Annotated in this window: 12 protein-coding genes; 7 read left to right on the plus strand and 5 right to left on the minus strand. The window is 75.1% G+C overall.

Translation table 11 applies throughout. The features are described from left to right. Nucleotide 1 precedes the first annotated feature (1 nt). A complete protein-coding gene (locus tag ABZ573_RS17145; protein ID WP_151456262.1) occupies nt 2-643 on the minus strand; it encodes a GPP34 family phosphoprotein in 642 nt (213 codons plus the stop codon). A gap of 126 nt (nt 644-769) precedes the next feature. Between ABZ573_RS17145 and ABZ573_RS17150 the strand changes: the two genes are divergently transcribed. The 3 genes from ABZ573_RS17150 to hrpB are packed head-to-tail and all read left to right on the plus strand — an operon-like array spanning nt 770 to nt 4489. After that, nucleotides 770-1612, plus strand: coding sequence for a helix-turn-helix transcriptional regulator (locus ABZ573_RS17150; RefSeq protein ID WP_151456261.1), 843 nt, complete (start codon nt 770-772; stop codon nt 1610-1612). Between the two features lie 39 nt (nt 1613-1651). Then, nucleotides 1652-1852 carry a DUF397 domain-containing protein gene (locus ABZ573_RS17155; RefSeq protein ID WP_132235920.1) on the plus strand — a complete coding sequence of 67 codons (201 nt, stop codon included), beginning with the start codon at nt 1652-1654 and terminating at the stop codon, nt 1850-1852. Between the two features lie 30 nt (nt 1853-1882). Continuing rightward, nucleotides 1883-4489, plus strand: a complete 2607-nt coding sequence (gene hrpB / locus ABZ573_RS17160) for an ATP-dependent helicase HrpB (RefSeq protein WP_358118978.1) — start codon at nt 1883-1885, stop codon at nt 4487-4489. 86 nt (nt 4490-4575) lie between these two features. Here hrpB and ABZ573_RS17165 read toward each other — a convergent pair whose 3' ends face one another. Beyond that, entirely contained in the window at nt 4576-5301 is a 726-nt protein-coding gene (locus ABZ573_RS17165) for a protein phosphatase 2C domain-containing protein (protein WP_151456716.1), read from the minus strand. Between the two features lie 228 nt (nt 5302-5529). Here ABZ573_RS17165 and ABZ573_RS17170 point away from each other — a divergent pair, with 228 nt between their 5' ends. From ABZ573_RS17170 to ABZ573_RS17180, 3 genes are all read left to right on the plus strand, one after another. Next, nucleotides 5530-8142, plus strand: coding sequence for a glycoside hydrolase family 9 protein (locus ABZ573_RS17170; protein WP_358118980.1), 2613 nt, complete (start codon nt 5530-5532; stop codon nt 8140-8142). 211 nt (nt 8143-8353) lie between these two features. Then, nucleotides 8354-9268 carry a hypothetical protein gene (locus ABZ573_RS17175; protein ID WP_358118982.1) on the plus strand — a complete coding sequence of 305 codons (915 nt, stop codon included), beginning with the start codon at nt 8354-8356 and terminating at the stop codon, nt 9266-9268. A gap of 76 nt (nt 9269-9344) precedes the next feature. Further along, nucleotides 9345-9878 (plus strand): GNAT family N-acetyltransferase, encoded by a 534-nt coding sequence (locus tag ABZ573_RS17180; protein WP_358118984.1) that lies wholly within the window; start codon nt 9345-9347, stop codon nt 9876-9878. 52 nt (nt 9879-9930) lie between these two features. On the opposite strand, the gene ABZ573_RS17185 is transcribed toward ABZ573_RS17180, so the two are convergent. The 3 genes from ABZ573_RS17185 to ABZ573_RS17195 are packed head-to-tail and all read right to left on the minus strand — an operon-like array spanning nt 9931 to nt 12640. Beyond that, nucleotides 9931-10896, minus strand: a complete 966-nt coding sequence (locus ABZ573_RS17185) for a TIGR03885 family FMN-dependent LLM class oxidoreductase (RefSeq protein WP_358118986.1) — start codon at nt 10894-10896, stop codon at nt 9931-9933. Nucleotides 10897-10951: 55 nt separating this feature from the next. After that, entirely contained in the window at nt 10952-12364 is a 1413-nt protein-coding gene (locus ABZ573_RS17190; RefSeq protein ID WP_327027605.1) for an NADP-dependent succinic semialdehyde dehydrogenase, read from the minus strand. 12 nt (nt 12365-12376) lie between these two features. After that, on the minus strand, nt 12377-12640 hold the full coding sequence (locus tag ABZ573_RS17195; RefSeq protein WP_151456710.1) for a DUF6343 family protein: 264 nt from the start codon (nt 12638-12640) through the stop codon (nt 12377-12379). A gap of 234 nt (nt 12641-12874) precedes the next feature. Here ABZ573_RS17195 and ABZ573_RS17200 point away from each other — a divergent pair, with 234 nt between their 5' ends. Further along, nucleotides 12875-13498 carry an antibiotic biosynthesis monooxygenase gene (locus ABZ573_RS17200; protein WP_311412887.1) on the plus strand — a complete coding sequence of 208 codons (624 nt, stop codon included), beginning with the start codon at nt 12875-12877 and terminating at the stop codon, nt 13496-13498. Nucleotides 13499-13654: the final 156 nt, after the last annotated feature.

Below are 13654 nucleotides of genomic sequence, written 5' to 3' on the forward strand. Positions count from 1 at the left end.
GTCAGCCGACGCCGCGCAGCACGGCGGCGCCGACGGCGGCCTCGGTGTGCGTCACGAGTTCCCGCAGCGGCGGGGGCAGCGCCGGGATGAGCACGCCCAGCCGGTGGTGTGCCCGGGGGCCGGCGCTCCACAGCACCTCGCGGCTCAGCCCGGCGGCGACGACCAGACCCAGCAGCGTCCCGTCGGGCACGCTCGGCGGTTCCGGCCGGTCGAGCAGGGCGCGCAGCCGGGTGGCCGGCCAGGCCACCGCGTTGAGGTCGATCGGCAGGTAGCTGACGGTGGTGCGCAGCAGCCGCCGGGTCTCCTGCCGGCGCAGCACCCCCGCTCTGACCAGCCGCTCGCCCACCGAGGTGGTGGCGGTCTGCGCCAGGAAGCTCAGCCAGGTACGCACCGGGTGCTGCTGCGTCTCACCGACCAGCTGGTCCAGCACGGTGTGCGCCAGCGCGTCCGCCGGCGGGCGACGGTCGAGCACCGTGACGAGCCCGGCGGAGACGGTGGCGTGTCCACGCAGGACCAGTTCACCGAGCAGCCCTGCGGCGAGGCCGAGACCGGTCGCCGTCGGGTGCAGCTTCGCCTTGCCCCGACTGTCGTTGTGGGTGATCAGGAAGAACTCGTCGGCGATGAGCAACCGGTCCTCCCGCACGGGTTGTCCACAGTGATCGCAACCGGGCAAGGATGCACCGGCCGTGACTGCAACGCAACTCCCGTTTATGGAAGTTGCACTCCGTGCTGGGCCCACCTGCGGATCTTGCCGTGACAGACTCGGAGGGTGACCGCGAGCCCCACCGTCCGCCGCCGCCGTATCGCCCGGGAACTCCGCCAGTTGCGCGAGCGCGCGGGCATGACCCTGGACGTCGCCGCCCGGCAACTGGACATGTCCAAGAGCAACCTCTCCCGCATCGAGAACGCCCAGATCGGCATCAAGCCGCGCGACGTCCGGGCCGCGCTGGCGCTGTACGAGGTGACCGGGGCCGACGCCGAGGCGCTCATCGAGATCGCCCGCGGGGCGCAGCAGCGCGGCTGGTGGCAGAAGTACAGCGACGTCCTGCCGGAGTGGTTCGAGTTCTACGTCGGGCTGGAGGCGGAGGCGGCGAGCCTGCGCACGTACGAGGTCGAGGCGGTGCCCGGGCTGTTGCAGACCGAGGCGTACGCGCGGGAGGTCTTCCGGCGCACCGCGGGCGAGGACGGGATCGAGCGCAAGGTCGCCGCGCGGCTGCATCGGCAGAACGTGCTGCACCGCGACAATCCGGTCGAGCTGTCCGTGGTGCTCAACGAGGCGGTGCTCTGCCGCCCGGTCGGCGGCAACGCCGTGATGGCCGACCAGATGGCCCACCTCGCGAAGGTCTCTCAACTACCGAACGTGACCCTCCAGGTACTTCCGTTCTCCGCCGGCGGGCATCCGGCGATGAACGCGCCGTACGTCGTGCTGACGTTCGCCGACACCGCCGACGCGGCCGTGGTTTACCTGGAAAACCTCACGATGGGGCTGGCTCTGGAGGAGGCCGGACAGGTGCGCGGGTATAGCCTTGTGCACGAGGAGATGTGCCGGATGGCACTCGGTCCGGAGGCGTCCCTGACCCGCCTGACGGAAGCTTCTCGTCACTTTGCGTGACCGTTGACGCGGCGCGCCGGCACAGACGGGGGTACCGCGATGAGCGCGCTCGACCTGACCCGCGCCCAGTGGCGCACCAGCAGCCGCAGCGTGGGCAACGGCAACTGCGTGGAGGTCGCCGCCGCCGGGGACCGGATCGCCGTCCGGGACAGCAAGGACCGGCCCGGCCCCGTGCTGGCCTTCCCGGCGTCGGCCTGGCGCGCCTTCGTCACCGGCGTCGACGGGGTACGCCCCGGCTGAGCCGCTCGCCGGGCGGTGCGAGACTGGGCCGTGCTCTCGGACGTACCCCTCGACCTGCCCGTACGCCCGGTGCTGCCGGAGCTGGTCGCGGCGCTGCGCGGCGCCGGCGCCGGGGTGCTGGTCGCCCCGCCCGGCACCGGCAAGACGACCCTCGCCCCGCTGGCCGTGGCCGACGAGGTCCCCGGTCGCGTGCTGGTCGCCCAGCCGCGCCGGGTGGCGGCCCGCGCGGCGGCCCGCCGGATGGCCGCGCTGCTCGGCGAGCCGCTCGGCGAGCGGATCGGGTACGCCGTGCGCGGCGAGCGCCGCAGCGGACCGCGGACCCGCGTCGAGGTGGTCACCACCGGGCTGCTGGTGCGGCGGCTGCACCGCGATCCCGAGCTGGCCGGCACCGGCGCCGTGCTGCTCGACGAGTGCCACGAGCGGCAGCTCGACGCCGACCTCGCGCTCGCGTTCGCGGTGGAGGCCCGGGCCGCGCTGCGCCCCGACCTCTGGCTGCTGGCGATGTCGGCCACCCCCGAGGCGGACCGCTTCGCCGCGCTGCTCGGCGGCGGTGGCGCTCCCGCGCCGATCGTCCGGGCGTCCTCGGCCATGCACCCGGTGACCCGGATCTGGGCGCCGCCGCCCCGGCCGGTGGCCGCGCCGGGGGCCGGCCCGGTCGACCGGGGCCTGCTCGACCACGTCGCGGCGACGGTGCGCCGGGCCCTGCGCGAGTGCGACGGTGACGTGCTGGTCTTCCTGCCCGGTGCCGGCGAGATCGGTGCCGTCGCGGGCCGGCTGGCCGACCTGCGCGACGCGGTCGCCGTCCTGCCGCTGCACGGCCGGCAGCGCGGCGCCGACCAGGACGCGGCGCTGCGCCCGGCCGACCGGCGGCGGGTGGTGCTGGCGACGGCGGTGGCGGAGAGCAGCCTGACCGTGCCGGGCGTCCGGGTGGTGGTGGACGCCGGGCTGTCCCGGGTCGCCCGGATGGACCTGGCCCGGGGCCTGGGCGCCCTGGTCACCGTCGGCGTGTCCCGGGCGGCGGCCACCCAGCGGGCCGGCCGCGCGGGCCGGGAGGCGCCCGGGCACGTCTACCGCTGCTGGTCGGCGGCGACCCACGAGCGGCTGGCCGCGCAGCCGGAGCCGGAGATAGCGACCGCCGACCTGACCGGCTTCGCCCTGGAGCTGGCCGCCTGGGGTTCGCCGGACGGCGCCGGGCTGGCCCTGCCCGACCCGCCCCCGGCGGCGTCGATGACGGTGGCCCGCGACACCCTCACCACCCTCGGCGCGCTCGACGCCGACGGGCGGATAACCGACCGGGGCCGGGCGATCGCCGCGGTCGGGGCGCATCCCCGGCTGGCCCGGGCGCTGCTCGACGGGGCCGCCCGGGTGGGGGCGGACCGGGCGGCGGAGGTCGTGGCGCTGCTCGCCGAGGACACCGCCGCCGGGCCGGGCGACGACCTGACCGCCGCGTGGCGCCGGCTACGCGCGGGCGCGGACCCGGGCGCCACCGCCCGCTGGCGTTCGGAGGTACGCCGACTGCGCGCCGCCCTGCCCGACGCGCAGTCGCGACGGCCTGACCGGGGCCGCCCGCCCCTTGCTTCTGACGCAACGGCGGGAGGCCCCGGCCGGGCGAGGTCAGCCGGCGACCCCGCACGGGCCGGCGACGCGGGCCGGTTGACCGACGACCTGGCCGCCGGGCTGCTGGTCGGGCTGGCCCACCCGGAGCGGCTGGCCCGGGTGCGGCGGCCGGGCGGCTCGGCGTACCTGATGAGCGGCGGGACCGCGGCGGAGCTGTCGCCCGGGTCGGGGCTGGCCGGCGCCGACTGGCTGGCGGTCGCGGTGGCGGACCGCTCCCCCGGCGCGCCGACCGCCCGGGTGCGGCTGGCCACCCCGCTCGACGAGGCGACCGCCCGGGAGGCGGGCGGGCCGCTGCTGCGCACCGAGCGGGAGGTCGGCTGGGCCGGCGAGGACGTGGTGGCCCGGGAGGTGCTGCGGCTGGGCGCGATCGAGCTGGTCGAGCGGCCGATCGCCCGGCCCGACCCGGCGGAGGTGGCGGGGGCCCTGCTGACCGGCCTGCGTCGTACCGGCCTCAGTCTGCTGACCTGGACCCCGGCGGCGCGGGCGCTGCGCGAGCGGCTGGCGTTCTGTCGGCAGTCGCTCGGCGGCGACTGGCCCGACGTGGGCGACGAGGCGCTGCTCGCCGACGCGCCCGCCTGGCTGGGCCCGGAGCTGGCCCGCGCCCGCCGCCGCGCCGACCTGGCCCGCCTCGACGTGGCCGGGGCGCTGCGCCGGCTGCTGCCGTGGGCGCTGGCGGCGCGGCTGGACGAGGTGGCGCCCGAGCGGATCGCGGTGCCGAGCGGATCGCGGATCCGGCTCGACTACGCCGACCCGGCGGCGCCGGTGCTCGCGGTCAAGCTCCAGGAGACCTTCGGCTGGCGGGACGCGCCGCGCATCGCCGACGGCCGGGTGCCGGTGCTGCTGCACCTGCTCTCGCCGGCCGGGCGGCCGGTGGCGGTCACCGCCGACCTGGCCTCCTTCTGGCGCACCGGCTATCCGCAGGTACGCGGGGAGCTGCGCGGGCGCTACCCGCGCCACCCGTGGCCGGAGGACCCGACCACGGCCCCGCCCACCCGGCACGCCACCCCGCGCCGGCGCTGAGCGGGCTCATGTCGTCGCCTCCCTGCGGTCGGCGACGCCACGAGGCTCCAGAGCGCTGAACCGGCTGGTTCGCTCGCGACGCTCGCTCACTCCTGCACGACGTCGGCGACGACCACCGTGACGTTGTCCGGCCCGCCGGCGCGCAGCGCGAGGTCGATCAGCCGGCGGGCGCAGTCCGCGCGGTCGGGGTGCTCGGCGAGCACCTCGGCGAGGGTGTCCGGGCGGACGACGTTGGACAGCCCGTCGCTGCACAGCAGCCAGCGGTCCCCGGCCCACGGCACCATCGTCGCGTACGAGGGGGAGACCTCCTCGCCCTGCAACGCCTGGGTGACCACGGCCCGGCGTGGGTGGCTGCTGGCCTGGTCGGCGGTGATCACCCCCTGGTCGACGAGCATCTGCACGAACGTGTCGTCCCGGGTGATCTGCTTGAGCACGCCTTCGCGGAACAGGTAGGCGCGGGAGTCGCCGACGTGGGCGAGGGCCAGGCAGCTGCCCGTCCGGGCGAAGAGCAGGGCGGTCAGCGTGGTGCCCATGCCCTGGCGTTCCGGATCCTCGGCGACCGCCTGGTGGATCCGCTCGGTGGCGAGCTGGATGCCGCTCTGCAGTGCGGCCACCAGCGCGTGCTCCGGGGTCTCCACGTCCAGCGGAGCGACCGCGTCGATGGCGATCGCGCTGGCCAGGTCGCCAGCCGCCATCCCGCCCATGCCGTCGGCGACGGCGACGAGCCAGGTGCCGGCGTGCAGGGCGTCCTGGTTTCCGCTGCGGATCAGCCCACGGTCGCTCGTTCCCACGGAGCGCAGCTTCAGGGTCATGGGTGGCAGCCTGCCAGGCGGAGGGCTCAGTTGTCTCTAGGAGATCAGGACCTCGGCGCGTCGCGCGGTGAATCTCACTGTCCCGGAGGCCCGTCGGGCGGGTCCACGCCATCCAGCCGGATCGATTGACAGGGTGCCGGCGGCACTGGAACCATCGACAGGGCCTGGGAGCGCTCCCAGGTCACCACCGCCATCCCCCGTCCCCGCAGTCGTCCGGAAGGAACACCCGTGACGCCATCCCGACGTCGCCTCGCACTGCTCGCGACCGCGACCGTCCTCGCCCTGACCGGAGCCACCGCCGGCACCGCCCACGCCGAACCGCCCCCCGACGCCCCCGAGCAGATCGACAACGGCGACTTCAGCGCCGGCGTGTCCCCCTGGTTCTCCTATGGCACCGGCCCGCTCGCGGTCACCGACGGCCGGCTCTGCGCCACCGTGCCCGGCGGCCTGGCCAACCCGTGGGACGCCGGCATCGGCCAGGACGGCGTGCCGCTGGTCGCCGGGGCCGAGTACACGCTCGGCTTCGACGTCTCCGCCACCCCCGGCACCGCCGTCAAGGCCGTCCTGCAACTGGGCACCGCCCCCTACACCACGTACGCCAGCGTCGACGCCACCGCCAGCGGCACCGCCCAGCGGTTCGAGAAGACGTTCACGGTGCCCGAGGCGAACCCCGCCGCCCAACTGATCTTCCAGGTCGGCGGCAACGCGGCCGAGCAGACCGTCTGCCTGGACGACGTCTCGCTGCGCGGCGGCGACCCGCCCGCGCCGTACGTGCCCGACACCGGGCCACGGGTGCGGGTCAACCAGGTCGGCTACCTGCCCGGCGGACCGAAGAACGCCACAGTGGTCACGTCGGCGACCGACGCCCTGCCCTGGCAGCTCAAGTCGGCCGCCGGCACCGTCCTGGCCAGCGGCAGCACCACCCCGCGCGGCGTCGACGCCGCCTCCGGGCAGAACGTGCAGACGCTCGACTTCTCGTCGTACCGGACCCCGGGGACGGGGCTGACCCTGACCGTCGACGGCGAGACCAGCCACCCCTTCGACATCTCGGGCACCCTCTACGACCGGCTACGCGCCGACTCCCTCCAGTTCTTCTACGCCCAGCGCAGCGGCATCGCCATCGACGGCGACCTGATCGGCGCGGAGTACGCCCGCCCGGCCGGGCACCTCGGCGTCGCGCCCAACAAGGGCGACACCTCCGTGCCCTGCCAGCCGGGCGTCTGCGACTACTCCCTCGACGTGCGCGGCGGCTGGTACGACGCCGGCGACCACGGCAAGTACGTGGTCAACGGCGGCATCGCCACCTACCAGCTGCTGAACACCTTCGAGCGGACCCGCACGGCCGCCACCGCCGGGCACGGCGCGGCCCTCGGCGACAGCACGCTGCGGGTGCCCGAGCGCGGCAACGGCGTACCGGACGTGCTCGACGAGGCCCGCTGGGAGCTGGAGTTCCTGCTGCGCATGCAGGTGCCGGCCGGCAAGCCGCTCGCCGGAATGGCCCACCACAAGATCCACGACCGGAACTGGACCGGGCTGCCGCTCGCCCCGCACGACGACCCCGAGCAGCGCGAGCTGCACCCGCCGTCGACCGCCGCCACCCTCAACCTGGCCGCCGTCGCCGCCCAGTGCGCGCGGCTCTTCGCCCCCTACGACGCGGCCTTCGCGACGCGCTGCGGCACGGCGGCAAAGACGGCCTACGCCGCGGCGAAGGCCAACCCGACGCGGTACGCCAGCCCCGCCGACAGCACCGGCGGCGGCGCGTACGACGACACGAACGTCACCGACGAGTTCTACTGGGCCGCCGCCGAGCTCTTCCTGACCACCGGCGAGCAGCCGTACCTGGCGGACCTGACCGCGTCGCCGCACCACACCGGCAACGTGTTCGACCCGCGCGGCTTCGGCTGGCAGGGCGTCGCCGCGCTGGGCCGGCTCGACCTGGCCACCGTGCCGAACGGACTGCCGGCCGCCGACCTGGCCCGCGTGCGCGCCTCCGTCACCGCCGCCGCCGACGCCCACCTCGCCGAGGCGGGCCGGCAGGCGTACGGGCTGCCGATGCCGGGCGACCCGGACAGCTACTTCTGGGGCGGCAACGGCAACCTCATCAACAACGCGGTCGTGCTGGCCACCGCCTTCGACCTGACCCGCGACGCGAAGTACCGCGACGGCGCGGTGCAGGCGATGGACTACGTCCTCGGCCGCAACGCGCTGAACATCTCGTACGTGACCGGGTGGGGCGAGCACGCGGCGGAGAACCAGCACAGCCGGATCTTCGGCCACCAGCTCGACCCGGACCTGCCGAAGCCGCCCGCCGGCTCGCTGGCCGGCGGCCCGAACGCCGCCCTCCAGGACCCGTTCGCCGCCAAGCTGCTCGCCGGCTGCAAGCCGATGTTCTGCTACGTCGACGACATCAACTCGTACGCGACCAACGAGGTGGCCATCAACTGGAACTCGGCGCTGGCCTGGATCGCCTCGTTCCTGGCCGACCAGGGCGACTCGAAGGCGGTGCCGGCGCCCACCTGCTCCGCCACGTACACCAACTACGGCGCCTGGCAGGGCGGCACCGGGTTCACCGCCCAGGTGACCATCCGCAACACCGGCACCAGCGCGATCGACGGCTGGGCGGCCCGCTTCGCCTTCACCGGCGACCAGAAGGTACGCGAGGCGTGGCTGGCGAAGGCGACCCAGGCGGGGGCCACGGTCACCGCGAAGAACGAGTCGTACAACGCCAGGATCGCCCCGGGCGGCACCGTCACCTTCGGCTTCAACGCGGTGACCGGCGGCGGCGCCAACCCGGCGCCCGGCCTGATCACCGTCAACGGCGCGGCCTGCGCGCTCTCCTGACCGACCCGTGGTCCGGTGCGCGCCCAGGCGATCCGTCGCCTCGGCCGCACCGGCCCGGATCGTCCCAGGTGACGAGCGCGTCGCCCGCGTAACGGCCTCCCCCGGGTCCCCGGGGGAGGCCACCACCGGGTCCGGCCGCGACGCGGGCCGTGCGGCCGGCAGCCGCCGAATCCGGTGGACGGCAGGCGGGGCGTACGACAGGGTTGCCGGCATGGACGACGCGGAGCGGCGGGTCTGGTCGCGACTGCCGGACGACACCCGGAGCGCCCTGGCCGGCCTGAGCCCGGCGGACCTGCGCACGCTGCTGCTGGCGGTGGCCCGGGACCGGGCGGCGGCGGTACGCCCGGCGGACCTGGTCCGCCGCTGGCGCACGGACCGCTTCACCCGGCCGGCGGCGGCCGACCCCCGCGCGCTGGCCGCCGTCGAGGCCCGCCTGTGGGAACTACTCCCGGCGGAGTTCGCCGGCGTCGACCTCTCCCCCGTCGCGCCGATCGGCACCTGCTCAGTCGTCACGCCGATGAGCCAGAACCGCATCGTCACCACCTTCCGCGCCACCGAGGTGCTCAGCGACCCCACCAACGCGCTCGCGATCGAGGCCGCGGTGCGCCGCCGGGAACAGCCGGCCGGCGGCACCGTGCACCTGGCCGCCTGCCACCGGGTGCTGCGGGCGCAGGACTTCGGGCCGACCTGGTCGGCGCACTTCCGGCTCTTCACGCTGGTCTCCAGCGCCCGCGACACCGGCTCGGGGCGCACCGAGGCACGGCTGCTCACCCTGCACCTGGCGTACTGGCGCACGGTGCTCGCCACCCTGCTGCCGCCGTCGGCGGCGGCCCGGGTGCGCCTGACGTTGCTGGACAGCCCCGTGGTCGGGGAACGGATCGCCGACACCGTCCGGCCGACGCTGGGCCCGTCGGGCGTGCCGCTGGTGGACGAACCGGAGCGCCGACGCGGCCGGGGCTACTACGTCGACGCGGCGCTGCGGATCACCGCTGGCAACGGCGCCGACGAGGTCGAACTCGGCGACGGCGGCTTCACGGACTGGACCGCCAGGATGACCAGCGACGCCAAGGAACGCTGCCTGACCTCCTGCCTGAACACGGAGCGCCTGACCACCCTCACCCCCTGACCCACCCCAACCCCCGTCCCCAGCGCGAGGCAGTAGGGGCGGCAGGGGCGGGGACGGGTGTAGCAGCATGTCCGTCATGAGCGATCCGCGGAGCCCGAGTCTGCGTCCCGGCGGCCCCGCCGACGCGCCCGCCGTGCTGCGACTGTTCGACGACGCCATTGGCTGGCTGGCGGCGCGGGGCCGCACCGGCCAGTGGGGCACCGAAGCGGCCTCGACCGACCCGCGGCGGATCGCACAGGCCGAGGCCTGGACGAGCGGCGGCGGGCTGTGGCTGGCGACGCTCGACGACCGACCGGTCGGCGCACTGGTGGTCGGGACGGCGACCGAGTACGTGCCACCCGCCACCGAACCCGAGCTGTACGTGAACCTGCTGGTCACCGACCGCGCACACGCCGGGTCGGGCATCGGCGGCCGGCTGCTGGCGCACGCCGCGGAGCTGGCCCGGGAGCGCGGGCTAGGCCTGCTGCGGGTGGACTGCTACGCGGGCGACGACGGCGCGCTGGTCCGGTGGTACGAGCGGCAGGGCTTCATCGCCACCGACCCGTTCACGGTCGAGCGCCCGGGCCGCGACCCGTGGCCCGGGCAGGTCCTCGTCCGCCGCCTGCCCTGACGCCGGTCCGCTCACCCTGGGCCGGCACCGCGCAGGCCCGGGACGGGACCGCTCAGCCGGCGCTGCGCAGCTTCGGCAGCACCTCGGCGCCGAACGCGTCGATGAAGGCCCGCTGCTCCTGCCCGACGTGGTGCAGGGCGATCTGGTCGAAGCCCAGCTCCAGGTACTCCTCCAGCCAGCCGACGTGCCGGCCGAGGTCGGCGGATACGTTCACGACGTCGTGGACCTTCTCCATCGGCACGTCCTGCGAGACCACGTCGAAGTGCTCCGGGGTCTCCAGGTCCCAGCAGACCGGCGGGGCGAAGACGTTGCTGCGCCACTGGTCGTACGCGAGCCGCTCGGCCTCGGCCTGCTCCGGCGCCCAGCTCACGTGCACCTGGAGGTGCAGCGGGCCGCGCCCGCCGGCGTCCCGGTACGCGTCGATCATCTGCCGCAGGTGCGCGGTCGGGGCGTTCACGGTGATCAGACCGTCCGCCCACTCGGCGCACCAGCGGGCGGTGGCCACGCTGACCGCCGCCCCGATCAGCGCCGGCGGCTGCTCCGGCCGGGTCCACAGCTTCGCCCGGTCCACCCGGACCAGGCCGTCGTGGCTGACCTCCTCGCCGGCCAGCAGCGCGCGGATCACGTCCACGCACTCGCGCAGCCGGGCGGTGCGGACGTCCTTGCGCGGCCAGTCGTCGCCGGTGATGTGCTCGTTGCTCGCCTCGCCGGTGCCGAGGGCGGCCCAGAACCGGCCCGGGTACATCGCCCCAAGGGTGCCGATCGCCTGGGCGATGATGGCCGGGTGGTAGCGCTGCCCGGGGGCGTTGACCACTCCGAACGGCAGGTTGGTCGCCTGGAGCGCGGCGCCGAGCCAGGACCAGGCGAAGCCGGACTGGCCCTGCCGCTCGCTCCAGGGCGCGAAGTGGTCCGAGGACATGGCGGCGTCGAAGCCGGCCCGCTCGGCGTGGATCACCGCCTCCAGCAGGGCGCGGGGATGGATCTGCTCGTGGGACGCGTGGAAGCCGAACACCGTCATGGCGTCACTCCGTACCCACGACGGCGTCCGGCTACGCCGACGGAGCCGGGCGGGGCTACTCCGCGTGCGCCCCGGCGCCGGCCGAGGCGGCCCCCTCGCCCACCCAGACGGTCTTGGTGTTGCAGAACTCCCGCATGCCGAGCGCGGAGAGCTCGCGGCCGTAGCCGGAGTTCTTCACCCCGCCGAAGGGCAGTTCCGGGTAGGACGTGGTCATCCCGTTGACGAAGACGTTCCCGGCGTCAAGGTCGACGGCGAAGCGCTCCTGCTCCTGCGGGTCCCGGGTCCAGGCGTTGGACCCCAGGCCAAAGGAGGTGCCGTTGGCCACCTCGATCGCCTCGTCGTACGACGACACCCGGTAGAGGCCCGCGACGGGCCCGAAGACCTCCTCGGACCACATCCGCATCTCCGGCCTCAGGTCGGTGACCACGGTCGGCGGGTAGAACCAACCGGGGCCGGCGGGCAGCTCGCCGCCGCAGAGCACGGTGGCGCCCTTGTCGACCGCGTCCCGCACCTGGGCGTGGATCTCGTCGCGCCCGCCCTCGCTGGCCAGCGGGCCGACGTCGGTGCCGGGGTCCATCGGATCGCCGACCCGCAGGGCCGCCATGTTCGCGGCGAACTTCTCGGCGAAGGCGTCGAAGACGTCGGCGTGCACGATGAACCGCTTGGCCGCGATGCAGGACTGGCCGTTGTTCTGGCAGCGGGCGGTGGTGGCGACCTCGGCGGCCCGGTCCAGGTCCGCCGACGGCATCACCACGAACGGGTCGCTGCCGCCGAGCTCCAGCACGGTCTTCTTCAGCTCCCGGCCGGCGATCTGGGCGATCGACCGGCCGGCGCCCTCGCTGCCCGTCAGCGTCGCCGCGCGTACCCGCGGGTCGCTGAGCACCCGGTCGACCTCGGCCGAGCCGACCAGCAGGGTGGTGAACGCCCCCTCCGGGAAGCCGGCGCGGCGGAACAGGTCCTCCAGCAGCAGCGCGGTCTGCGGCACGTTGGAGGCGTGCTTGAGCAGGCCGGTGTTGCCGGCCATCAGAGCCGGCGCGGCGAAGCGCAGCACCTGCCACAGCGGGAAGTTCCAGGGCATCACCGCGAGCACCGGCCCGATCGGCTGGTAGCGGACGAAGGCGCGGGTGGCCTTGACCGCTCCGGCGTCGGCGGGCTCGTCGGCGAGGAACTCGGCCGCCTTCGCCGCGTAGAAGCGGCAGGCGGCGGCGCACTTGGTGACCTCCGCCTGGGCCGAGGCGTACGTCTTGCCCATCTCGGTGGTCATCAGCCGGGCGATCTCGTCGCGCTCGGCCTCCAGCAGGTCGGCCGCCGCGTTCAGCCAGCGCCCGCGCTGGTCGACGGTGGTGCCGCGCAGCTGGCGGTACGCCAGGTCGGCCCGCTCGATCGCGGCGTCGATCTGCTCCGGCGACATCGGTTCGTACGTCTTGAGCGTCTGTCCCGTGGCGGGATTGGTGGTCGCGATGGGCATCTCGTACTCCTGTCACTCGAAGAGTGAGTGGCGGGCTCCCGGTTCCTCCCGGCGGCGGGCGGCGCGGCGCCGCTGGATGATGATCAGGTCGACCACGGCGACCACCGCGAAGACCACGCAGAGGACCCCGAGCCACACCAGGTCGGCGTTGAACGCCAGCACCGCGAAGACGGTCATGGTCACCAGACCGAACCCGGCGAGCACGAGCCGCATGTTGAGCGCGCTGTAGGCGTGGCCGACCGTGCCACGGGCGCGCCGGGGCTGCGATCTCGTCATCTCACCGACCTACCCCCGATCGACCCGCTTAACCCGCCCCGGCGGTGGGCCCCGGGCTCCCCCTCGTCCCCCGCGCGGGTTGGCCGGCCGCCACCCCGCCGGTGGGCCGCGTCGGCCCCGCCGGTCCTGCCGCGCCGGCCATCGCGGTGGGCCGCGTCACCCCGCTGGTGGGGTGCGTCATACCGGTGGCCCGTGAGCCTGTCGAACCGGCTCCGAGCGGAGAGGATGGCCGGTATGACGATGACCCACGCGCTGCCGGTGACCGTCGCCGTCGCCCGGCGCACCGACCCCGCCCGGACCAGCGAGATGGTGGCCTGGATGCGGGCCGGCACGGCGCTGGCCGAGGCGTTCCCGGGGTTCCTCGGGTCCGGCTGGGTACGCAGCGCGCCCGGCTCCGGGGAGTGGCACATCATCTACCGCTTCGCCGACCACGACACGCTGCGCCGCTGGGAGGAGTCCCCGCAGCGGCACTGGTGGCTCTCCTCGGCGCAGGGCATCGTCGAGCACACGCGGGTCGAGCGGCGTACCGGCGTCGAGGGCTGGTTCGACCCGCCGCCGGAGCACGTGGCGCAGACCGTGCCGGTCAGCGCCGAGCCGACGGTCCCGCCGCCCTCCCCGCCGCGCTGGAAGCAGGCGGTGACGATCTGGCTGGCGTTCTTCCCGCTCAGCCTGACCGCGACGCTGCTCACCAGCCGTTTCCTCCCGGACGTGCCGCTGGCCGCCCGGGTGCTGATGATGACCCTCACGCTGACCCCGCTGATGACCTACCTGGTGCTGCCCCGGATCACCCGGACCCTGCACTGGTGGCTGCACGGCCAGCCCGCGCCCTGGCGCGCCGACCCCCGCCTGGCGCGCTGACCCCCGCCCGGCCCACCGGCCTCCGCCTCGCGCGCTGGCCCCTGCCGCCACGCTGGCCCCGCCTGACGTATCGATCCGCTAGCATGCGAAGCCGCGCGGGAACAGCCCTCTGCCGCATTGTCGACAGCGGCGGGCTGCCCCACCGGGGCCACGCTT

It is taken from the genome of Micromonospora sp. NPDC007220 (assembly GCF_040634035.1).
Taxonomy (GTDB): Bacteria; Actinomycetota; Actinomycetes; order Mycobacteriales; family Micromonosporaceae; genus Micromonospora; species Micromonospora reichwaldensis.